The sequence below is a fragment of the Nonomuraea mesophila genome (genome assembly GCF_004352805.1).
Classification (GTDB): Bacteria; Actinomycetota; Actinomycetes; order Streptosporangiales; family Streptosporangiaceae; genus Nonomuraea; species Nonomuraea longispora.
On record NZ_SMLD01000017.1, the window covers coordinates 1 to 22,195 of the forward strand.

Annotated in this window: 20 protein-coding genes and 2 pseudogenes; 11 read left to right on the top strand and 11 right to left on the bottom strand. The window is 71.0% G+C overall.

Annotated elements, in window-relative coordinates:
• Positions 1-137: 137 nt before the first annotated feature.
• Positions 138-1,187 carry a glucose 1-dehydrogenase gene (locus E1295_RS09320; protein ID WP_132629630.1) on the bottom strand — a complete coding sequence of 350 codons (1,050 nt, stop codon included), beginning with the start codon at positions 1,185-1,187 and terminating at the stop codon, positions 138-140.
• Positions 1,188-1,291: 104 nt separating this feature from the next.
• Here E1295_RS09320 and icmF point away from each other — a divergent pair, with 104 nt between their 5' ends.
• From icmF to tpx, 4 genes are all read left to right on the top strand, one after another.
• Positions 1,292-4,504, top strand: a complete 3,213-nt coding sequence (gene icmF, locus E1295_RS09325) for a fused isobutyryl-CoA mutase/GTPase IcmF (protein WP_132629632.1) — start codon at positions 1,292-1,294, stop codon at positions 4,502-4,504.
• An 88-nt stretch (positions 4,505-4,592) separates the two neighbouring features.
• Entirely contained in the window at positions 4,593-5,255 is a 663-nt protein-coding gene (locus E1295_RS09330) for a hypothetical protein (protein ID WP_132629634.1), read from the top strand.
• 95 nt (positions 5,256-5,350) lie between these two features.
• Entirely contained in the window at positions 5,351-6,325 is a 975-nt protein-coding gene (locus tag E1295_RS09335) for a helix-turn-helix domain-containing protein (RefSeq protein ID WP_132629636.1), read from the top strand.
• Positions 6,326-6,395: 70 nt separating this feature from the next.
• A complete protein-coding gene (tpx, locus tag E1295_RS09340; protein WP_132629638.1) occupies positions 6,396-6,896 on the top strand; it encodes a thiol peroxidase in 501 nt (166 codons plus the stop codon).
• On the opposite strand, the gene E1295_RS09345 is transcribed toward tpx, so the two are convergent.
• Entirely contained in the window at positions 6,866-7,777 is a 912-nt protein-coding gene (locus tag E1295_RS09345; protein ID WP_132629640.1) for a TIGR03619 family F420-dependent LLM class oxidoreductase, read from the bottom strand. The genes tpx and E1295_RS09345 overlap by 31 nt on opposite strands.
• Before the next feature lie 64 nt (positions 7,778-7,841).
• Between E1295_RS09345 and E1295_RS09350 the strand changes: the two genes are divergently transcribed.
• Positions 7,842-8,591, top strand: a complete 750-nt coding sequence (locus tag E1295_RS09350) for a helical backbone metal receptor (protein ID WP_132629642.1) — start codon at positions 7,842-7,844, stop codon at positions 8,589-8,591.
• A 4-nt stretch (positions 8,592-8,595) separates the two neighbouring features.
• On the opposite strand, the gene E1295_RS09355 is transcribed toward E1295_RS09350, so the two are convergent.
• Genes E1295_RS09355 through E1295_RS09375 form a run of 5 tightly spaced genes read right to left on the bottom strand, consistent with a single transcriptional unit; the run spans position 8,596 to position 13,828 of the window.
• Positions 8,596-9,765, bottom strand: coding sequence for an ROK family transcriptional regulator (locus E1295_RS09355; protein WP_132629644.1), 1,170 nt, complete (start codon positions 9,763-9,765; stop codon positions 8,596-8,598).
• A 4-nt stretch (positions 9,766-9,769) separates the two neighbouring features.
• Positions 9,770-10,615: a carbohydrate ABC transporter permease gene (locus E1295_RS09360; RefSeq protein ID WP_166427157.1), complete on the bottom strand. Its 846-nt coding sequence runs from the start codon at positions 10,613-10,615 to the stop codon at positions 9,770-9,772.
• A complete protein-coding gene (locus E1295_RS09365) occupies positions 10,612-11,523 on the bottom strand; it encodes a carbohydrate ABC transporter permease (protein ID WP_246079937.1) in 912 nt (303 codons plus the stop codon). The genes E1295_RS09360 and E1295_RS09365 overlap by 4 nt, the downstream gene beginning before the upstream one ends.
• Positions 11,524-11,531: 8 nt before the next feature.
• Positions 11,532-12,908 (bottom strand): ABC transporter substrate-binding protein, encoded by a 1,377-nt coding sequence (locus tag E1295_RS09370; RefSeq protein WP_132629647.1) that lies wholly within the window; start codon positions 12,906-12,908, stop codon positions 11,532-11,534.
• A gap of 32 nt (positions 12,909-12,940) precedes the next feature.
• Positions 12,941-13,828, bottom strand: coding sequence for a sugar phosphate isomerase/epimerase family protein (locus tag E1295_RS09375; protein WP_132629652.1), 888 nt, complete (start codon positions 13,826-13,828; stop codon positions 12,941-12,943).
• Positions 13,829-13,942: 114 nt separating this feature from the next.
• Between E1295_RS09375 and E1295_RS09380 the strand changes: the two genes are divergently transcribed.
• The 3 genes and pseudogenes from E1295_RS09380 to E1295_RS52380 all read left to right on the top strand — a co-directional run.
• Positions 13,943-14,977, top strand: coding sequence for a zinc-dependent alcohol dehydrogenase (locus E1295_RS09380; protein ID WP_132629654.1), 1,035 nt, complete (start codon positions 13,943-13,945; stop codon positions 14,975-14,977).
• Positions 14,974-15,759, top strand: a complete 786-nt coding sequence (locus E1295_RS09385; RefSeq protein ID WP_132629656.1) for a sugar phosphate isomerase/epimerase family protein — start codon at positions 14,974-14,976, stop codon at positions 15,757-15,759. Before E1295_RS09380 ends, E1295_RS09385 begins: the two co-directional genes overlap by 4 nt.
• Positions 15,690-16,931, top strand: a pseudogene (locus E1295_RS52380) (MGH1-like glycoside hydrolase domain-containing protein); the annotation flags it as partial. The gene E1295_RS09385 and the pseudogene E1295_RS52380, both read left to right, overlap by 70 nt.
• Positions 16,932-16,940: 9 nt before the next feature.
• On the opposite strand, the gene E1295_RS09395 reads toward E1295_RS52380, so the two are convergent.
• From E1295_RS09395 to E1295_RS52385, 3 genes and pseudogenes are all read right to left on the bottom strand, one after another.
• Complete coding sequence (locus E1295_RS09395; protein WP_132629658.1) at positions 16,941-18,050, bottom strand: zinc-binding dehydrogenase; 1,110 nt, start codon at positions 18,048-18,050, stop codon at positions 16,941-16,943.
• Positions 18,047-18,685, bottom strand: coding sequence for a Gfo/Idh/MocA family protein (locus E1295_RS09400; RefSeq protein WP_246079938.1), 639 nt, complete (start codon positions 18,683-18,685; stop codon positions 18,047-18,049). The genes E1295_RS09395 and E1295_RS09400 overlap by 4 nt, the downstream gene beginning before the upstream one ends.
• A gap of 39 nt (positions 18,686-18,724) precedes the next feature.
• Positions 18,725-18,967: pseudogene (locus tag E1295_RS52385) on the bottom strand (Gfo/Idh/MocA family oxidoreductase); the annotation flags it as partial.
• Here E1295_RS52385 and E1295_RS50780 point away from each other — a divergent pair.
• The 3 genes from E1295_RS50780 to E1295_RS09410 are packed head-to-tail and all read left to right on the top strand — an operon-like array spanning position 18,863 to position 21,222.
• Complete coding sequence (locus E1295_RS50780) at positions 18,863-19,108, top strand: hypothetical protein (RefSeq protein WP_246079939.1); 246 nt, start codon at positions 18,863-18,865, stop codon at positions 19,106-19,108. The pseudogene E1295_RS52385 and the gene E1295_RS50780 overlap by 105 nt on opposite strands.
• Before the next feature lie 24 nt (positions 19,109-19,132).
• Entirely contained in the window at positions 19,133-20,107 is a 975-nt protein-coding gene (locus E1295_RS09405) for a glucosyl-3-phosphoglycerate synthase (protein WP_132629660.1), read from the top strand.
• Positions 20,104-21,222: a glycosyltransferase gene (locus E1295_RS09410; protein ID WP_132629662.1), complete on the top strand. Its 1,119-nt coding sequence runs from the start codon at positions 20,104-20,106 to the stop codon at positions 21,220-21,222. Before E1295_RS09405 ends, E1295_RS09410 begins: the two co-directional genes overlap by 4 nt.
• Before the next feature lie 3 nt (positions 21,223-21,225).
• Here the strand turns inward: E1295_RS09410 and E1295_RS09415 are convergent, their stop codons facing one another.
• Positions 21,226-22,020, bottom strand: coding sequence for a universal stress protein (locus E1295_RS09415; RefSeq protein WP_246079940.1), 795 nt, complete (start codon positions 22,018-22,020; stop codon positions 21,226-21,228).
• Positions 22,021-22,195 lie beyond the last annotated feature (175 nt).

Genomic DNA, 22,195 nt, shown 5'->3' on the forward strand with positions numbered 1-22,195 from the left:
GGCCACCCCCACCCGGCGCCGCCCGTACGAAACCCGCTGATCCCGCCCGGTCAGCGCCAGGACGGTCGAACCCGCTCAACCCGAACGCTCGCCGGACCGCTGACGCGCCAGGGCCCGGCTCGAACGCCCCGGCCGGGTCAGGACGGGAGGTCGATGACGACCTTGACGTCGTGGTCCGGTTCGAAGGCCTCCAGGGCGCGTTCGAGCGGCAGCCGGCGGGTGATCAGCCGTTCCAGCCACCGGATGTCGGCCTTGGCGAGGGCCGCCGCCGCGTCCCTGAAGTGGCGCAGGTTGCCGTTGACCGTGCCGAAGACCACGTCGTTCTCCAGCACGATGTCCCGGTTGATCACCCCGGCGTCCACCCGGTGCGAACGCCCTCCGGGGGCCAGGCCGCACAGGCAGACGATGCCGGCGGCGGCGGTGGTGCGCATGGCGTCGATGACGAGCGTCCCCACGCCCGTGCACTCGATGATGATGTCCGGCTTGGCGGCGGCGAACGGCTCCAGAGAGGTGCCCGAGTGGTAGGTCCCGCCGAGTTCCTCCACGAGGCTGGACTTGAGCCCTTCGGGGGCGCGGTCGAGCACGTGCACCTCTAGCCCCCGCTGTTTGCCGAGGAGTGCGGCGAGCAGCCCGATGGGCCCCGCGCCGGTGACGAGCAGCGTGTGCGGCTCGAACCAGGCCCGCGACCCGATCCGCTCGATCTGCTCCCACGCCTTGGCGACCACGGACGTGGGCTCGACCAGCATGCCGACGCTCTCCAGCGACGGGTCGAGGCGCACGGCGTAGCCGGATTCGATGACCCAGCGTTCGCTGGCGTACCCGTCGAGGTCCTTGATGCCCCGTTCGGTGTAGCGGCCGTTGCGGCACATGTCGAACTCGCCCCGCGCGCAGGCACCGCAGGGTTCGGGGTCGGGCCGGCGTACCACGCCCACCACGAGGTCCCCGGGCGAGAAGGCGGACCCTTCGGGCGCTTCGAGCACCCGGCCGAGCGACTCGTGTCCGATGACCATGCGTTCCCGGCCCGGCGGCGGCCAGCCGTACTCGGCGGCGGCCAGTTCGCGGTCCGTGCCGCAGATGCCCAGGGCCAGTCCTTGGACGAGCAGCTCGCCCTGGCCGGGTTCGGGTTCGGGCAGCTCCTCGATGCCGAGCGTCCCCGCCTTGCCCGGTGCGAACGTCAGTGCACGCATCACGCTCACCCCCTCAAGCGGGACCCTACCCCGGACAGGCTTGGGAAATAGTAGGACGTCCTAGTATCTTCGGAGATGACACCCTCACGAAGGAGTGAACAGGCGTGCACGTCCCGGTACACCCAGTCCGTTTCGTGACCGCCGCGGCCTTGTTCGACGGCCATGACGCGGCGATCAACATCATGCGACGCATCCTCCAGTCACAGGGGGCCGAGGTCATCCATCTCGGGCACAACCGTTCGGTCGACGAGATCGTCACGGCGGCCATCCAGGAGGACGCCCAGGGGGTAGCGATCAGCTCGTACCAGGGCGGGCACGTGGAGTTCTTCTCCTACCTGGTGGAACTGCTGCGCGAGCGCGGCGCGGGCCATGTCAGGGTGTACGGCGGCGGCGGGGGAGTGATCGTCCCCGAGGAGATCGACCTGCTGCACTCGCGCGGCGTGGCCCGCATCTTCTCGCCCGAGGACGGCCAGCGTTACGGACTGCCCGGGATGATCAACAAGCTGATCGAGGAGTGCGACGTCGAGCTGGACGATCCGCCCTCGGTGGAGGCCGTGGTCTCAGGGGACCAGGCGGCGCTGGCCCGCGCGATCACGCTCGTGGAGTCCGGGCGCGCCCCCGCCGCGCTGCTGGAGGGCCTGCGGGCGGCGGGCGCGAAGGAGGGTGACGCGAGCGCGCCGGTGCTCGGCATCACGGGTACGGGCGGCTCGGGCAAGTCGTCGCTGACCGACGAGATCGTGCGCAGGTTCCGCGTCGACAACGACGACAAGCTGCGCATCGCGATCATCGCCATCGACCCCACCCGCCGGCGCGGCGGCGGCGCGCTGCTCGGCGACCGCATCAGGATGAACAGCCTCGGGCCCCAGACGTACTTCCGCTCGCTGGCCACCCGCGGCGCCGCGAACGAGGTGCCCGCCTGCCTCGACGACGTGATCACCGTCTGCCGGGCGGCGGGCCACGACCTGGTGATCGTGGAGACGCCCGGCATCGGCCAGGGCGACGCCGGGATCGTCCCGCACGTCGACGTGCCCATCTACGTGATGACGCCGGAGTTCGGGGCGGCCTCCCAGCTGGAGAAGATCGACATGCTCGACTTCGCCGAGGCCGTGGTGATCAACAAGTACGAGCGGCGCGGCGCGGAGGACGCCCTGCGCGACGTGCGCCGCCAGCTCGTACGCAACCGCGAGGCGTTCGGCGTCTCCCCGGACGAGATGCCGGTCTTCGGCACCATCGCCGCCCGCTACAACGACAGCGGCGTGACGGCCCTCTACCAGCACCTCAAGCCGCTCCTGATGCCGGGCGCCGGGCCGGGGCTGCTGCCCAGGGTGTCCGAGCGCACCTCCAGGGCCTCGGCCGCCATCGTCCCGCCCGCCAGGGCGCGCTACCTGGCCGAGATCGCCGAGACCGTGCGCGCGTACCACGCCGAGACCCTCGCCCAGGCGGAGGTGGCCCGCCGCCGTCAGCAGCTCGCCGCCGTACGGTCGCTGCTGGAGGAGGGGGACGGGCGGCTGGCCGAGCTGGAGGAGCGGGCCGGGCGGGAGCTCAGCGACGAGAGCAGGGCGCTGATCGACGGCTGGCCGGCCGTCAAGGAGCGCTACACCGCCGACGAGCTGGTGGTGAAGGTCCGCGACCGCGAGATCCACACCCCGCTGTGGCGCGAGACGCTGTCCGGCAACCGGGTCCCCAGGGTCGCCCTGCCCCGCTACACCGACCACGGCGACCTGCTGCGGTTCCTGCGCGGGGAGAACCTGCCGGGCATGTTCCCCTTCACCGCGGGGGTGTTCCCGTTCAAGCGCGCCGACGAGGATCCGACGAGGATGTTCGCCGGCGAGGGTGACCCGTTCCGCACCAACCGGCGCTTCAAGCTGCTGTCGGAGGGCCAGCCCGCGACCCGGCTGTCGACCGCGTTCGACTCGGTGACGTTGTACGGCCACGACCCCGACCCGCGGCCCGACATCTACGGCAAGGTCGGCACCTCGGGCGTCTCCATCGCGACGCTCGACGACATGAAGGTGCTCTACGACGGCTTCGACCTGGCGGCGCCCAACACGTCGGTGTCCATGACGATCAACGGGCCGGCGCCCACGATCCTGGCCTTCTACCTCAACGCCGCCGTCGACCAGGCCCGCGACCGGTTCCGCGCCGAGCACGGCCGCGACCCCGGTGAGCAGGAGGACGCCGACCTGCGCGCCCGCACCCTGGCCACGGTCAGGGGCACCGTACAGGCCGACATCCTCAAGGAGGACCAGGGGCAGAACACCTGCATCTTCTCCACGGAGTTCTCGCTGCGCATGATGGCCGACATCCAGGAGTGGTTCATCAGGAACGGCGTGCGCAACTTCTACTCGGTCTCGATCTCCGGCTACCACATCGCCGAGGCCGGGGCCAACCCCATCAGCCAGCTGGCCTTCACGCTGGCCAACGGCTTCACGTACGTGGAGGCGTACCTCGCCAGGGGCATGAGGATCGACGACTTCGCCCCGAACCTGTCGTTCTTCTTCTCCAACGGCATGGACCCGGAGTACAGCGTGCTCGGGCGGGTGGCCCGCCGCATCTGGGCGGTGGCCATGCGGGAGAGGTACGGAGCCGGCGAGCGCTCGCAGAAGCTGAAGTACCACATCCAGACCTCGGGCCGGTCCCTGCACGCGCAGGAGATGAACTTCAACGACATCCGCACCACGCTCCAGGCGCTCATCGCCATCTACGACAACTGCAACAGCCTGCACACCAACGCCTTCGACGAGGCGGTGACCACGCCGTCGGCCGACTCGGTGCGCCGGGCCATGGCGATCCAGCTCATCATCAACAAGGAGTGGGGCCTGGCGAGGAACGAGAACCCGCTGCAGGGCTCGTTCATCATCGAGGAGCTCACCGACCTGGTGGAGGAGGCGGTGCTCGGCGAGTTCGAGCGGCTGTCGGACCGGGGCGGCGTGCTCGGCGCGATGGAGACCGGCTACCAGCGCGGCAAGATCCAGGACGAGTCGATGTTGTACGAGACGCGCAAGCACGACGGCTCGCTGCCCATCGTCGGCGTCAACACCTTCCGCAACGGCGCGCACGGCGAGGACTCCGACGCCCACAAGCTGGAGCTGGCCAGGGGCACGGAGGAGGAGAAGCGCTCGCAGCTCGACCGGCTGCGCGCCTTCCACGAGCGCAACCGCTCCGAGGCGCCCGCCCGGCTGGCCCGGCTCCGCGAGGCGGCGATGTCGGAGGAGAACGCGTTCGAGGTGCTGATGGACGCGGCCCGCGTCTGCTCGCTCGGCCAGATCACCGACGCGCTGTTCGAGGCGGGAGGCCAGTACCGCCGCAACGTCTGAGGCGTGCGGCGGCGGGATCCCGTCAGGGAGGGTTCCCGCCGGGGAATGACCTACCCGCGGGCGGGGCGGAAGCGGTGAAATCCGTACCATGCCCCTCACCTCGCTGACGGGCGCGCTCGCCGTGGCCCTCGCGGCGACCGCCCTGACCGCCCCCGCGGAAGCAGGCGGGCTCAACATCGCGCCGCTGAGCGACGGCACACCCGGCCACGCCGGCGGTGGCGGCGACGAGCGGGCCACCATGTCGATCGCGCTCTACCAGGGCGACACCTTGGTCAAGCAGTCGCCCGGCCGGTCGCTGACGGTGTACAGCGGCCTGCCGGACGAGCCGTCGCCGTACCGGGTCACGCTCGACGTCGAGCGGGACGCCCAGCGGTGGGGCACGTCGACGCGCACCCGCACCGAGTGGACCTTCCTCTCGGCCAAGCCGCCCGAGGGCAGCCCGTACGAGACGGACATCCCGATGCTGCAGCTCGACTACGACGTCGAGCGGCTCGGCCCGCTGGCCAGGATCACGGTGTCGGCGACCACGCAGGAGTGGCTGGACTCGCCGGTCAAGGCGGACAAGGCGACGTTGGCGGTCTCGTACGACGAGGGGAGGACCTGGCAGGACGCGCGGCTGGTGCCCGGCGGCAAGGGGAGGTGGAGCGCGACCGTACGCGCGGGCGGGTCGTTGTCGCTGAGGGCCACCGCGGCCGACGCCGGGGGTGGCACGGTGAGCCAGGACATCATCCGGGCGATCGTGGCTGAATAACCGTGCAGTCACGATTAAGGACTGATGTCGCCTTTGATGCTGTCTTCTCTCGCATACTGGTCGGCGTTCCAGCCAGGAAGGGGGAGGCGGGCACCGTGCTCGAAGCGCTGGGTCTCACCGCCGGCGAGGAGGCCGTCTACCGCTTCCTCATCGGCGTGCCCCGAGACGCCACCGAGCTCGCCGAGGCGCTCGACCGGCCGCGCTCCTCGGTCGAGGAGGACCTCGTCGCCCTGATCGGGCGCGGCCTGGTCTCGCGGATCGCCGGCGCCCCCGTCCGGCACATGGCCGCGCCGCCCTCCGTCGCGCTCGGCGGCCTGCTCACCGCCCGCAGGGAGGAGCTGCGTACCGCGGAGCTGGCCATCGTGGCGCTCGCCGAGCAGCACAGGATGGCCGCCACGGACCGCGCCGCCGGAGATCTCATCGAGGTCGTGACCGGCGTGGAGGCGGTACGGCAACGGTTCCTCCAGATCCAGTGGGCGGCGGGCAAGCAGGTGCGCTCGTTCTCCACGGCGCCGTTCGTGGCGGTGCCGCCCGGCGACAACACCGCCGAGGACCAGGCCGTCGACCGCGGCGTGGAATATCTCGTGGTGCTGGAGCGCGAGGTGCTGGCCACCCCCGGCGTCGCGGCGATGACCCTCGACTCCGTACGCAGGGGCGTGCAGGTCAGGGTGGTGGACGACCTGCCCATCAAACTGATCATGGCCGACGGGGAACTGGCCCTCGTCCCGCTGACCACCGAGCCGGGCGGCGAGCCCGCGGCCGTGCTGCTGCACCGCAGCGGCCTGCTGAGCGCTGTGGAGGCGCTGTTCGACGCGGTGTGGCGGCGGGCCTACCCGCTCCGCCTCGACGACTCCGGCGCGCTGGAGGAGCAGCGGGAGCCGGCGGTCACCGAACTCGACAGGAAGATCCTCGGCCTGCTGCTGTCGGGGCTGACCGACGAGGCCGTGGCGGGTCAGCTCGACCTGTCGCTGCGCACGCTCCAGCGGCGGCTGCGCGCGCTGATGGACCTCGCCGGCGTGCGTACGCGCGTGCAACTCGGCTGGCACGCCGCCCGCCACGGCTGGGCCTGACCCCCTGGTTCGTGGAACAGGGGCGTGACCTGATATCCAGTGAATCGAACATCGCTACCAGGAGGCACTCATGTCCGACGTCACGTTCAAGGGCAACCCCATCACCGTAGGCGGCTCCTTCCCCAAGCCGGGCGACAGCGCGCCGGCGTTCCGCCTGGTCGGCGACGACCTGAGCGAGCGCACGCTCGCCGACTTCGGCGGGCAGACCAAGGTGCTCAACATCTTCCCGAGCCTCGACACCGGCGTCTGCGCGGCCTCGGTGCGCCGCTTCAACCAGGTGGCGTCCGAGCACCCCGACGTCGCCGTGCTCTGCGTCTCCGCCGACCTGCCGTTCGCGCAGAAGCGGTTCTGCGGTTCGGAGGGGCTCGACAAGGTCACCACGCTCTCGCTCATGCGGGGCCGTGAGTTCCTGGCCGACTACGGTGTCGCGCAGGAGTCGGGGCCGCTGGCGGGGCTGGCCGCGCGCGCGGTCATCGTGCTCGACGGCGACAACAAGGTGGTCTACTCCCAGCTGGTGCCGGAGATCACGCAGGAGCCCGACTACGACGCCGCGCTGGCCGCGCTCAAGTGAGCCCTGAACTCCGCGGCCAGCTCCAGTAGATGCTCGTCGCTCGTGGCGGTGTGCTGGAGGTCGATGATCACTGAGTGGACCCCGGCCTCCGCCGCGGTGGCGAGATAGCCGCAGATCTGGGTGACCGTGCCGCTCAGGGGCGGTTCGCCCCGATCGGTGATCTGGGGGTTGGTCCGCAGCACCATGCGGAGCGCGCCGGGGTCACGCCCGGCCCGCTCCGCCGTCTCGCGCACCGTGCGCCACATCGCGCTCAGCATCGGGATCGGCAGCGAGGCCGTCAGCCAGCCGTCGGCCCGCCGGCCGATGCGGCGCAGCGCGGGCTCGGCGAAACCGCCCAGATACAGCGGCGGGCGGCGGGCCGGCTTGGGCTCGATGTGGCTGGGCACGATCGTCCACAGCTCGTGCTCGAACGACACGGGATCGTCGCGCCAGATCGCCTCCAGGGCGTCGATCGTGGCGTCGTAACGGCTCGCCCGGTCACGCCAGGGCACGCCGGCGGCGGCGTACTCGTCGGACGACCAGCCGAGCCCGAGCCCGACGTCCAGCCTGCCGCCGCTGAGGTGGTCGATGGTGGTGAGCGAGCGGGCCAGCACCGCCGGGGGATACCAGCAGGCGTTGAGCGCGCTGGTGCCCAGGCGCACGGCGGAGGTGACCGAGGCCGCCACCGACAGCACCGCGAACGGGTCGAGGAACACCCGGTGCGCCTCCGGCACCCGGCCGTCACCCCCCGGATAACGGTCCTTCGGCCGCAGCGGCGTCAGCAGCCGGTCGCCCGCCCACAGGCCGGCGAACCCCATCGACTCCGCCTCCCGCGCGACCCGCAGCACGCTCGGCAGCGCGGCGAACCTGCCGTACTGCGGCACGGCCAGCCCCACGTCCATCACTCGATCGTCCTCCGGCGCATGGCGTGGATTCTACGGGTCCGTATGCCTTTAGGCTCGTGTCGTGGAAGACGACACCGGTGCGCGGGTGGAGATCCCGCAGACCGTACGCCGGATCGTGTCGCTGGTGCCGTCGCTGACGGAGTCGGTGGCGGCGACCGTGCCCGAGGCGCTGGTCGGGGCGACCGACTGGTGCACCCACCCGGCCGGCCTCGACGTGGCCAGGGTGAGGGGCACGAAGAACCCCGACCTCGACGCGATCAGGAAGCTGAGACCCGACGTGGTCCTCGCCAACGCCGAGGAGAACCGCCCGCCCGACATCGAGGCGCTGCGCGCGGCGGGCGTCGCGGTCTGGGTGACGAGGATCGAGACCCTGGACGACGCGTTCGCCTCCCTGGACCGCATGTTCGCGTACGCGTGCCGCAGCGACCGGCCCGGGTGGCTCGACGCGGCGGAGCGGGCGTGGCGCACGCCGGAGGAAGGCCCCCGGCGTACGGCGATCGTGCCGATCTGGCGGCGGCCGTGGATGGTGGTCGGCCGCGACACGTTCACCGGCGACGTGCTGCGGCGGCTCGGCGTGGACAACCTCTACGCGGGCCACGCCGAGCGCTACCCCAAGATCCCGCTGACCGAGCTGAACGAGCGCCGGCCCGACCTGGTGGTGCTGCCGGACGAGCCGTACGCGTTCTCCGGAGCCGACGGGCCCGAGGCCTTCCCCGGGCTCACCTGTGCCCTGGTCAGCGGGCGCCTGCTCACGTGGTACGGCCCTTCGCTCGTGGAGGCCCCCTCCCTGCTCCGCCGCGCCCTGGGCTGACCGGTCACCGCACACGCCCCCGGGTGGCGGGGCCGTGCGCGCCGAGCGCGGCGTCCACGGCGGCGGGGGAGAGCACGTGCTGCATGACGATGACCGCCATCCCGACGATCCCCGCCCGCTCGCCCAGCGACGTGGTGACGATCTCCAGGTTCGCCGTCGTGTACGGCAGGCTGCGCCGGTAGACGATCTCCCTGATGCCCGTCAGGTAGTGCTCCCTGGTGTCGGCCATGTCGCCGGCCAGCACCAGGACGCCCGGGTTGAGCAGGCTGACCGCCGTGGCCAGCACCGCGCCCAGCGTGCGTCCCGCCTCCTGGGTGCACGCGATGGCCTCGGGGTCGCCGGCCTGCACGAGGCGGACGACGTCGCGGCCGGCCCCAAGACCGAGGTCGGCGGCCACGGCCTGGCCGCTGGCCAGCGAGGCCACGCAGCCGCGCGAGCCGCAGGTGCAGACGCGGTCTTCGGCCTCGCGCAACCGCACATGCCCGATATTTCCGGCGGCATCCTCAACGCCGCGATAGATCGATCCATTGAGTACGATGCCGGTTCCGATCCCGGTCGACACCTTGATGAGGATCAGCGACTCCGTGTCCCGCCACCTCGACCACCACTCGCCCAGCGCCATCGCGTTCGCGTCGTTCTCCACCATGATCGGCACGTCGTGGTCCGCGCCGAGGGCTTCGCCGACCGGATGGTCGTCCCACCCCGGCATCAGGAACGACCGGATCAGCCTGCCGGTGGCGTGGTCGACGGAGCCGGGCACGTCGATGCCGATCCCGCACACCTCGTCCGCGGCCCGCCCGGCCCGGTCCAGCAGCCGCTGGAACGCCTGCCGCACCCACGACAGCACGGCCTCGGGCCCGAGCTCGATGCGCATGTCGGCGCGCTCCTCGGCCAGCGGCCTGGCCGCCAGATCCGTCAGCGCCACCCTGGCGTGGGCGGCGCCCAGATCGGCCACCAGCATCAGCCGCCTGGTGGCGTCCACGGCCAGCACCGAGGGCGGCCGGCCGCCTCCGGACACGGCCACCCCGGACTCGTGGATGTAGCCGGCGTCGATGAGCCGGTCGACCCGGTCGGTGATCGTCGAGCGGGACAGGCCGGTGTGCTCGATCAGCTCCTTGCGTGTCCGGCAGGTGCCCTGGCGGATGTACTGGAGGACCTGCCCTGCCGTCAGCATGCCGTCATCCCTTCTCCGCCCCGGCCGTCAGCCCCGCCGTCAGCAGGCGCTCCCCGGCGAAGAACACGATCACGATGGGCAGTGTCAGCACCACCGATCCCGCCATCAGCACCGTCGTCGGAACCTCGATGCTGCCCGCAAGCTGCGACAGGCCCAGGGAGACCGTCCAGCTCTCCCGCCGCTCCACCAGGAAGAGCAGGGCGAACAGGAACTCGTTCCAGGCGATCATGAAGGCGTAGAGGCCGGTGGCCATCAGCGCGGGCCTGGACAGCGGCAACACCACCCGCCAGATGGTGGACAACCTCGTGCACCCGTCGATCGCGGCCGCCTCCTCGACGCTCTGCGGCACGGTCTCGAAGTAGTTGCGGAGCATGTACACCGTGACGGGCACGGTCTGCGCGATGTAGACGAGGATCAGCCCGGCCAGCGAGCCCCGCAGGCCGAGCATCGTCAGCAGCACGAACAGCGGGATGGCCAGCACGATCGCGGGAAACAGGTAGACCGCGAGGAACAGGAAGTGCACCTGCCGCCGCCCGAAGAAGCGCAGCCGCGCGACGGCGTACGCGCCGGGGATCGAGACCAGCAGCGTGACCGCCACCGAGGACACCGCCACGATCGTGCTGTTCCCGAGGAAGGTCAGGAAACCCTGCCGGGTCAGCACGTCCACGTAGGTGTCGAGGGTGAGATCGCGCGGCCAGAGCGAGCCCGGCTCCAGGATGAGCTCCTGGATGTCGCGTACGGACAACATCACCATGTAGAGGAACGGGAACGCGGTGATCAGGAAGAGGAACACGATCACCAGTGGCCTGAGCACCGCGAACAACCGCCGCTCGAACCTGTCCCTGCTCACGGCCGCTCACCCGTGCTTCCCGCGAAGAAGCGCAGGTAGAGCGCCAGGAACACGACCAGGAAGACCGCCAGCACGATGGCCTGCGCGGCGGAGGCGCCGATGTCGTCGCGCGCGGTCAGGAAGGTGTAGACCCGCACGCTGACCACCTCGGTCCCGGCCCCGCCGCCGGTCAGCAGGTAGACGTCGTCGAACTTGGTGAAGGTGAACACGAACCGCAGCACCGACAGCAGCGCGATGATCCGCCACAGCTGCGGCATGATCACGTAACGGAACCGCTGGGTGGGCGTGGCTCCGTCGACCACCGCGGCCTCATCCAGCTCGGCCGGCAGCGCCTGCAGCCTGGCCAGGATGAACAGGAACGCGAACGGGAAATACCGCCACGCCTCGAACGCGATCACCGTCAGCAGCGCCACCGGCACCTCGACGCCCAGGAACTCGCCCCTGGCCTGGGTGAGGAACGCGATCGGCTCGCTGAGCCAGGTGTTGACGATGCCGTACTGCGGGTTGAGCATCGTCTCCCACAGGAACGCCACCGCGACGACCGGGGCCACGTACGGGATGAGGACGGAGGCCCTGACCAGGGTCCGCCCCCTGAACCTGTCGCGCAGCGCCAGCGCGGCCACCAGCCCGATCGCGATCGACGACGCCGTGCCCGCGACGGTGTAGACGAGCGTGTTGACCAGCGCCGGCCAGAAGCCCGGCTCGGACATCACGTACGAGAAGTTCTCCAGCGTGTAGCGCCCGAAGAGGCCCACTTGCCGGATGTTGATCAGCCGGACGTCCTGGAACGCCAGCATGATCGCCCAGAGCAGCGGCAGCACCACCACGACCAGCGTGATCACCAGAGTGGGCGAGAGCAGCGCCAGGCCGGCCCGCCCCTCCTGCTCGCGCAGGGTCCGGGTCCGCATGAGCGGGCTCATTCGCGGATCCCGCGCTTGATGGACTCCACCTCGCTCTTCGCCTGCGCGGCGGCGGCCTGCGGGGTCAGGGAGCCGTCGGCGACCGCGCTCAGCGCCTTCGGCACGGGCAGCTCGCCCATCGTGGCGCCGACGAGCTTGCCCTGCCCCTGCGGGATGCCCCAGCGGGCGAACGTGCCGGGGCTCTCGCGCAGGGCGTCGAGCACGTCGGCGGGGTAGACGTCGGCCAGCGGCTTCTTGGCGTCGACCCCGGCGGGCAGCTTGTTCCACCGGTCCGCGAAGCCCTCGCGGGTGGGGAACTTGCCCTCGGGCGCCATGCCGATCCAGCGTTCGTACCCCTCGTTCATCATGTAGGAGACGAAGGCGGCGGACGGGTCCTTGGCGGCGCCGCGGGTGATCGCCCACGAGACGATCTCGCCGTACTGCGTGGGCGTGCTCCCCTGGGGACCCTTCAGCGCCGTGACCACCCCGGTGTTCGCGGCCAGCCATTGGGGGTCGGAGCGGCACTCCCGGCAGTTCGGCGGCGCGTCCTTCCGCAGGCCGGCCAGCTCGTCGAGGATGAACGACGACCAGATCGTCATGGCGGCCCTGCCCGCGAAGTAGTTGGCGCGGGTGGAGTCGACGTCCTGCTTGCCCTTGACGGAGTGGTCGCGCGCCAGCTTGCCGTAGAAGGCGAAGGCCTGCACGCACTGCGGCGAGTCAAGGGTGACATTTCCGGAATTGTCGACCAGCTGGCAGCCGTTCGCCTGCGCCACGTGCTCGAAGCTCTGCGCGGTGAACGAATCCTTCGGCGCGATCGCCAGCGTGATGCCGGCCACCCCGCCCGTGTTGAGCCCCGTGTTGAGCTTCGCCGCCGCGGCCTCCAGCCGCTCGTACGTGTCCGGCGGCTGCAGCCCCGCCTGGTCGAACAGGTCCTTACGGTAGAGGACCAGCTGCGCCCACCCGTCGCTGGGCACCGCGAGCAGCGTGCCCCCGGAGCTGTCGAGCTCCAGCGCGCGCGGGTCGAACGTGTCCCTGCCGAGCCGGTCGACGACCTGGGCCGGCGTCTCGGTGTCGAGCAGGTCGTTGGCCTCCATCTCGCGTACGGCGGCCAGCGGCAGCGCCCCGATGACGTCCGGCAGGTCATCCGCCGCGGCGGCGGCCGTCAGGGTCTGGCTGAACTGGTCCTCGGCCACGCCGACCAGCTTCACCTTGATCCCGGTCTTCTGGGTGAACTCGGAGATGACGGCGTTCTGGACGGCCATCCGGTCGGGGAGGTTCTCCTCCGTCCAGACCGTGATCTGGTCGTTCCCGGATGCGCCGCCGTCGTCGCCGCAGGCCGTCAGAGCGACGGACAACAGTGCGGCGGAGAGGACGGCGGTGACCTTCTTCGGCATGGCGCGCTCCTCTGCTGGGGATAGGCCCGCATTTACCCCGGCATGAGATGACGCAACGTGCGGTAAGCGATCCCTAGACCGGTTCGCACCCGCGCCGTGCTGCCGCTCCAGACGGGGTCCTCGTGCTCCACGGAGACCACCCCGTCATATCCGCCCTCGTAGAGGGCATCGATCACCCGGGTCCAGTCGACCCGGCCGAGACCGGGCACGCGGAAGCGGTACCAGCCCTTCTCGCCGCTGATCGGGCCGTGGAAGCCGTAGCGGTCGAGCTTGCCGGGCAGGAACTCGGTGTCCTTGGCCTGGACGTGCGCGATGTTCGCGAGATGGGGCCGCAGCGCCGCGACCGGGTCGATGCCGAGCGCCACCAGGTGCGAGGGGTCGTAGTTGAGCTTGAGCCCCAGGGTGTACATCCACTCCCACAGCTCGGGGGAGTAGGCCAGGTTCCCGGGATAACCATCGGGATGCCAGCTCTTCATCACGCAGTTCTCGATCACGATCTCCACGCCGTGCCGGGTGGCGTACTCCACCAGCGGGCCGAAGACGTCGGCGGCCCGCTTGAGGTTGTCGGCCACCGGCAGCCCCGGGTCGCGGCCCACGAACGTGCCGACCGTGGGGCAGCCCAGCGCGGCGGCGGCATCGACGCACCGCCTGACGTGGGCGTTCACCTGCGCCCCTTGCTCATGGTGCAGATTGTTCTCGTAGTAGGCGATCGAGGAAAGCGTCAGTCCGGTCTCCGCGAAGATACGCCCGACCCGATCACGTTCTGCGTCATCGAAACGATCTACTCTGATGTGATTTCGGTCGTCCGGTGACGGCCAGCCCGCCACTTCGAGGGCCTCGAAGCCCTGTCCTGCCGCCCATCGAGCGATGTCGGTAAGGTCGCTTTCCGGAAGACACGTTGTCAGAAACCCCAATTTCATCAGCAGCTCCAAGCAGAAGTCGTAGACTTGCGACCGTTACAGGCGCAACTATGGTGTGCAAACAACGACTAAATCTTTGACTTTTGTCTGATCAAAAAGCGTAAGTGTTGGGGAATGCGCGTCATCACCTTTGAAGAGCCAGGCCAAGTCCGCGTCAACTCCGAGTCGCCCGCCGACCTCGTGCCGGGTTCCGTGCGCGTACGCACGATCTTCTCGGGAGTTTCCGCGGGCACCGAACTCACCGCCTATCGAGGCACCAACCCCTATCTCAGCCGCAAGTGGGACACCGAGCGCCGGCTCTTCGTCGACGGTCAGACGCATGCCTACCCGCTGTCAGGATGGGGCTACCAGGAGGTCGGCGAGGTGGTGGAGGCGGCGCCCGACGTCGCCGCCCCTCCTCCCGGCAGCATCGTCTGGGGCATCTGGGGCCACCGCGCCGAGGCCGTCGTCCCGGCCGCCAAACTCGCCGGCCACGTCATGCCGCAGGGGGCCGACCCGCTGAGCGGGGTCCTCGCCCGGGTCGGGGCCATCGCGCTCAACGCCGTGCACGCCGCCGACGTGCACCTCGGCGACCAGGTCGCGATCTTCGGCCAGGGCGTCATCGGGCTGCTCGCCACCCGCCTGGCCGTGCTCAGCGGCGCCAGGGTGGTGGCCGCCGACGCCATCGCCGACCGGCTCGAACGGGCCAGGGCCTTCGGCGCCGCCGAGACGTTCGACGTCACCTCGGGGTCGGTCGCCGAGTTCATGCGCAAGCGCGTCGAGGGCGCCGACACCGTCATCGAGCTCAGCGGCACCCACCAGGGCCTGCACGAGGCGATCAGGACCGTGCGCAAGGGCGGCCGGGTCGTGGCCGCCGGCTTCTACCAGGGCGACGGCATGGGGCTGCGCCTGGGCGAGGAGTTCCACCACAACCAGGTGCAGCTGGTCTCCTCCCAGATCGGCGGCGTCGCGTCGTGGCTGGCGCACCGCTGGGACGTCGAACGCCTGCAGCGCACGTTCATGGAGCTCGTGCACCGCGGCGAGGTCGAGGCACGTGACCTGGTCACGCACGTCGTCCCCGCCGAGCGGGCCGCCGAGGCCTACGACCTGCTCGACCGGCACCCGTCAGAGGTGCTCCAGCTCGTCTTCGATTTCAAGGAGTCACAGTGAAGCTCGCCGTACAGGAGCAGCTTCTTCCCGGCCGCACGCTGCAGGAGAAGTACGCGTTCGCGGTCGACGCCGGGTTCGACGCCATCGAGCTGCGCGGCAAGGGCGATTTCCACTTCGCGGGCCGTCTGACCGAGCTCAAGCGGGCGCTGGCCGACGGCGTGGTCATGCCGACGGTGTGCGTGGACATGCCGCACTTCATCGGCGACTTCGACCGGGCCAGGCGCAAGGACGCCATCCAGCAGCTCAGGTCCCAGCTGAGCGTGATCGGCGAGCTCGGCGGCATCGGCGTCATGACCCCCGCCTCCTGGGGGCAGTTCTCGCGCAGGCTGCCGCCGTTCGAGCCGCCGCGCAGCGCCGCCGAGGACCGCGAGGTGCTGACCGAGGCGCTCGGCATCCTCGGCGAGCACGCGCAGCGCAACGGCGTGCTGATCATGCTGGAGCCGCTCAACCGCTACGAGAACCACATGGTCAACACGCTGGCCGAGGCGGTCTCCTACTGCGCGATGGACTCCATCAGGATCGTCGGCGACACCTACCACATGAACATCGAGGAGGACGACCCCTGCCGCTCGCTGGCCGAGGCCGCCCCCTACCTCGCGCACATGCAGATCAGCGAGTCCAACAGGAACCAGCCGGGCACCGGCCACCTCGACTGGGGCGCGCAACTGGCCACGCTCGACGCCGTCGGCTTCGACGGTTATCTCGCGCTCGAATGCCGGCTGCGCGGCGAGCCCGAGATCGTCCTTCCCGAGACCGCGGCCTTCGTCAGGAAATACCTGTGATCCGCGCGGCCGTGCGCGTCCTGGTGAGCAACTGGGGCGGCGGCTACACGATCCCCTCCCGCCGTCTCTACCCGCACCAGTGGAGCTGGGACTCCGCCTTCGTCGCCATCGGCAACGCCCGCTGGTCCCCGCGCAGAGCGCGTACGGAACTGCTGTCGTTGTTCGGGGCGCAGTGGCACGACGGCCGGGTGCCGCACATCGTGTTCAACCCCGCGGTGCCGGACGGCGCCTATTTCCCCGGCCCCGCCTTCTGGCGCTCGCGAGCACCGTCGGGCTCCGCGACCTCCGGCCTCGTCCAGCCGCCGGTCCACGCGCTGGCGGCGTGGAAGACGCACCTGGCCGAGCCCGACGTGGCGTTCCTGCGCCGGATCTACCCGCGGCTCGTGGCCCAGCAGGAGTTCCTGCGCGCCGCCAGGCGGTCGCCCGAGGGCCTGATCTCCATCGTGCACCCCTGGGAGTCGGGCATGGACAACAGCCCGGCCTGGGACCTGCCGCTCCAGGCCGTCGAGACGGGCGCGGACGGTTTCGTGCGCAGGGACCTCGACGCCGTCAGCGCCGACGAGCGGCCCACCGACCGCGACTACGAACGGTACGTCGCCCTCGCCCGCGCCTACCGCGACTCCGGCTACCGCGACCCCGGCGCGTTCCACGTCGAAGACCCCCTGTTCAACGCCGCGTACGGCGTCGCCGAGTCCACCCTCGCCGGCATCGCCGCGGAGTGCGGGCTCGACCCGGCGCCGCACGAGCGCGAGGCGGCGGCGGTCACCGCCGCCATGGTCGAGCACCTCTACGACGACGGCCTCTTCCACGCCCGCGACGTGCGTACGGGCTGTCTGGTCCGCTCCAGCAGCGCCGCCGGGCTGACCCCGCTCCTGCTGCCCGGCCTGCCGCGCGAGATCGTCAACGCGCTGGTCGGCACCGCGCTCGACCGGTTCGCGCTCAAGGACGGGGTGCTGCCGAGCTACTCGCCGTCCGCGCCCGAGTTCGACACCGCCCGCTACTGGCGCGGCCCGAGCTGGATCAACCTGGCCTGGCTCGTCTGGCAGGGACTCAAGGACCGCCGCCCCGACCTGGCCGCGCCGCTCGCCGAAGGGATGATCGGTGCGGTGTCCGGCGCCGGGTTCCGCGAGTACTTCGACCCCTTCACGCTGCGCGGCCACGGGTGCCACGACTTCAGCTGGTCAGCCGCCCTCATCCTCGACGTCGTGGCGGAGCACGGCCTGGAGGGTGTGCCTGCGGCGGGCGGCGAGGTCGATGAGCAGCCGGGGGGCGTCGGAGAAGCCGGCGACATCGGTGATCAGGTGGTCTTGTAGGAGCCTGCCGCGCTCCCTGAGCAGCAGGATCGTCTCGTGCGAGAGACGTTCCCTGTCCCAGGCGTGGGCCAGGCCGCGCGGCACCCGGCCGATCTGGGCGCAGCGCAGCGACAGCCCGTTGTGGTGGAACTCCTCGCCGAGCCGCACCTCCTGCGCTCCCTGCGTGTAGAAGGCCAGATCCACCAGCGTGCCCTGCGGGCGCAGCAGCCTGAGCCCGAGGGCCAGCGCCCGGCACTGGCCGCGGCACTGGAGCACCACGTCGGCGCCGCGGTCGTTCTGGCCGTGCCGCCAGCGGCGTTTCAGCGCCACCGCCGGGTCGTCGCCGGCGGTCAGGACGTCCGCGCCGAGCGCCTGCGCGACCGCCAGCCGCTCAGGGGTCTCGTCCACGACCACGACCTCGGCCGCGCCGGCGGAGAGGGCGAAACTCGCGGTCAGCAGCCCGACCACGCCGGCGCCCACCACGGCCACCCGCCGCCCGCGCACGCCGTCGCCGAGGTCCCTGACGGCCGGGCCGTGCAGGTCGTGGGCGGCGTGCAGCAGGCCGTTGGCGCAGATCGGGCCCATGTGGGCGACGTAGACGCCGAGCAGCGGGTCGAGGTCGTCCGGCACCCGTACGAACCTGTCGGTCATCGGGTCGGCCACGTACGCGGTGCGGTGCCCGTAACACATCGCGACCAGCGTGCCCTCGGCCACCGCCCGGGTACGCGCCTCCACCACGCGGCCCACCTGCATGTAGCCGATGCCGCGCACCGGATAGGCCACCGACGGCACGCCCTCCGTGAACAGCCCGAGCGCCGGGTCCCAGCTGGAGTGCAGGTAGGGGTTACCGCCCTTGACGAAGGTCAGCTCGGTGCCGGCGGACACGCCGCTGTAGACCGTCTCCACCATGAACCCGCCCTCGGGCACGCCGGGCAGCTTCTCCTCGACCAGGCAGACCTGGCCCGGCGCCTCGATGCTGACGACGGTGGTCGTGTTCATGGGCCCACCCCGGCAGGCAGCCGGCCGGCGTCGGGGTCGAGGTCGACCGGCCTGTGCTCGGCGGCCGACCGGGCGAGGGCGAGGGCGAGCCGGTGCGTGCGCAGCGCCTCGCCGTACGGCACCCGCACGTCCGCCTGCCGACCCTGTACGGCGTTGACGAACTCCCGGTCGACCCGGGTCTTCGCCTGCCCGTCGTCCTCGATGACGCGCCGGCCGTCGATCAGCAGCCGGGTCTCGCTGACGTCCAGGGCGATGCCCTCGGCGCACACCTCCAGCCCCACCCGGTGCTGCTGGGGGAGCAGGCAGGAGGTGGCCAGCAGCCCGGCCGCGCCTCCGGCGAACCGAATCACCGCGGCCGTGGCCCGGTCGATCTCGCCGTCCTGTCCCGCGTGCTCGGAGGGGACGGCGTGCACCATCGTCACCTCGCCCACCAGGACGCGGGCCAGGTCGAGCACGTGTACGGCCTGCTCGACGATCTGGCCGCCGGACATGGCGGACCGCAGCCACCAGCCGACCGGGGGCACCGTGCCGAGCCAGTGGCCGAGCGCGAGGCGTACGGGACGGCCGTCGAGCAGGTCGCGGGCCTGGTCGACGAGGTTGCGGTAGCGCCAGTGGTGCCCGACGGCGGACGGCAAGGATCGCCTGTCGATTTCCGCGGAGATGTTTTCCGCGGTGTGGAGATCCAAGGAAAGCGGTTTTTCCACGAAAATTGGGAGATTACATGACAAAACATCAAACTCTGGAGCGCCGTGCGCGAAAGGCGGCACGCAGATGTAGACGGCGTCCAGGCCGCCGGCACTGAGCAGGTCCGTATGGCCGCCATACGCGCGGGCGCCGTGCCGCGCGGCCAGATCCTCGGCCCGGCGCGGATCGGTGTCGGCGATCCCGGCGATCGTCACGTCGGCGAATTCGGACAGGACGTCTGCATGGCGAGCGGCGACATTTCCGGCGCCTATGATGCCAATGCGGGTCATTGGGGACACAGTCCCGCATATGCCACATCTGACGGTCATCAAACAAACATGTTCATAAGCGCCTGTACCGGGCAGTTGTCGTGACCTCATGAGATCGGGGCTGACTGCATGGAGACAGATCTGCGCGCTTTGGCCAAGGTCCGGAAGTGGTACGGCCCGCACTCGAGCACCGCGTCCGAGTGGCCGGTCAAGACCTTAAACCGTGCCAAGGGCACCACCACGGTGAGCGTCGTCCTGCCCGCTCGCAACGAGGAGAGCACCGTGGGCGACATCGTCACCGCGATCCGCCGTGACCTCGTCGAGCGGACGCCGCTCGTCGACGAGGTGCTCGTCGTCGACTCACGATCCACCGACGCGACCGCCGAGCGCGCCCGAGAGGCGGGCGCCCGGGTGGTGGCCCAGGACGAGGTGCTCGCCCACCTGCCGCCCCTGGCAGGCAAGGGGGAGGCGCTGTGGAAGGGGCTGGCCGCCTCCCGCGGCGACGTCGTCGTGTTCGTGGACGCCGACCTGCGCAGCTTCGGCGCCCACTACGTGTCCGGCCTGCTCGGGCCGCTGCTGACGGACCCCGGCATCCAGTTCGTCAAGGCGGCCTACGAACGGCCGTACACGGGGGAGGACGGCGTCGTACGGCGCGGCGCCGGCGGCCGCGTGACCGAACTCGTGGCCAGGCCGCTGCTCAACATGTTCTGGCCGGAGCTCGCCGGGTTCGCCCAGCCGCTCGGCGGCGAGTACGCCGCGCGGCGCCGCGCACTGGAGCGGGTGCCCTTCGTCACCGAGTACGGCGTGGAGTTCGGCCTCCTCGTCGACCTGCTCCAGCTTGCCGGGCTCGACGCGATGGCCCAGGTGGACCTGGGGCACCGTACGCACACCCACCAGCCGATCGACGCGCTCGGCCGGATGGCCGGGCAGATCATGCAGACGGCCTGGTCGCGCCTGGAACGGCAGGGCCGGGTGCTCGCGCCCGCTGCCCCGGCGCACACGCTGCTGCAGTTCGGGCTCGAAGGGCGGGCCGACCTGGTGGACGTGGCCGTGGCGGAGCGACCTCCGCTCGCCTCCCTCGTCCTGGAGGAGGATCTGGCATGAAAGTCCTCATGAACGCGGGGCCGTGGTTGTCCACCCCGCCTCCCGGCTACGGCGGCATCGAGAACGTCGTCGCCACGCTCGTGCCGGAGCTGCGCAGGCGCGGCGTCGCCGTCGTGCTGGCCGCCGCCGGATCGAGCACGCTCGAGGTGGACGAGCTGGTCAGCGTCTACGACGAGGGCCGCTTCTCCGAGTTGCAGAAGCCGTACAACCAGGTCATGGGCATCGCGCACGCGCACCAGGCCAGGGTGGTGAGCGAGCTGCGCGCCCGCGACGACATCGACCTCGTGCACGACCACCTCGAAGTGGTGGGGCCCGCGGTGTTGTCCGCGTTCGCCGGGCCGCCCGTCCTGCACACCCTCCACTGGGACCTGCACAAACATCCGGCCTTCTACGGCTCGTTCCCGCGCTCGGTCGCGGTCAACGGCGTGTCGGAGTCGCAGCTCGCCCGCGCCCCCGAAGCCCTGCGCGCCGCCTCGCTCGGAGCGATCCACCTGGCCACCCCGCTCGCCGACGCCGACCTGAGGACCGAGCGCGGCGAGCACTTCGTCGTCATGGGCCGCATCTGCGGGCTCAAGGGCCAGCACGTGGCGGCCAGGATCTGCCAGAAGCTGGGGCTGCCGCTGGTGCTGGCCGGCCCGGTGTGCGGCCGGAACTCCGCGGCCGAGCTGGACGTGGTGGCGCAGAACCCGTACCACCCGCTGCACAGCCACCCGGACGTGCGCTACCACCTCGACCAGGTGTCCCGCTACCTCGACGAGGAGCTGGTCCGGTGGGTCGGCGCGGTCGGCGGCCAGGCCAGGGACCTGCTCTACGCCTCCGCCAGGGCCGCGCTCTTCCCCCTCCAGTGGGACGAGCCCGGCGGCACGGCCGTCGTCGAGGCGCTCGCGCTCGGGGTGCCGCCGGTCGGCCTGCGCCGCGGCTGCCTGCCGGAGATTGTCGACCACGGCCGTACGGGTTTCCTGGCCGACACCGAGGAGGAGCTGGCCGAGTGGATCCTGCGGGTCGACGAGCTGGACCCGGAGGAGTGCCGCCGCGAGGCCCGCCGCCGCTTCGCCCCGTCCGTCATGGCCGATCGTTACCTGGAGCTGTACGAGCAGGTCGCGGGCGCTCGCTGACCCTCAGGAGAAGCCGCGGGGAAGCACGGTGACGGGGCAGGGGGCGGCCCTCAGCACCTTCATGGCCAGCTCGCCGAGGAACACCCGGTGCGGCTGGGCGTCCTCGCCGGCCGCGCAGACCAGCAGCTCGCCGGGCAGCCAGTCGAGGTCCTCCATCGCGGCGGCCACGTCGTGCCCCTCGGCCACCTCCGACTCGGCCTCGATGCCCGTGCTCTCCCAGGCCAGCCGGACGGCCAGCGCGAGGTCGTCCCTGAGCTTGCCCTGGTCGTCCGTACGCAGGTCGAGGGTGATCAGCCGGAGCGGCACCCCCAGCCGCAGCGCCGCCTGCGCCACCCGCTCGACTGCCTCGTCGCACTGCGGCCGGTGCACGTAGGCCAGCGTCAGCCGGGCGAGCTCGCCGACGGGCACGTGACCGGCGGGCGCGAGCATGACCGCCTCGGGCGCCAGGTGGAGCAGGTGGTTGGAGGTCGAGCCGATCGTGATGCGGCCCTGCCGGCCTCCCGCCCCCGAGCCGACCACGATGAGGTCGCTTCTGATCCTGCCGGCCACCACCGACAGCCCGCGTCCCGTCCCCCTGCTCTCGAACGTGATGTACTCGGCCGGCGTGTCCCCCAGCTCGTCCGCCGCGTGCGCCAGGTTGGCCTGCGCCTCGACCGCCAGCCCCGGGCTGCCCGGCGGGTAGATCGTGGCGACCGTGAGCTCGCCGCCGGTGATGCGCGTGATCGCGGCGCCGAGCGCCAGCGCCTCCCGCCCACCCGCGTCGTTCGTGTAGCCGACGATCACGTGCTCACCGATCACGACTGCCTCCCTACCCGCTTCGAACAGGAGATACGCGAGGTCTCCCGCTCCCTTGCCGCCCGGCCGCGAGGTCGGTCTTTCGGCTGAGGCTTTCCCGTACTTTCCACCCCATGATGGAGGCATTGGATGATCTCAGTTCATAAGGTCATGTCCATCGCTCATTCACCGATTGGAC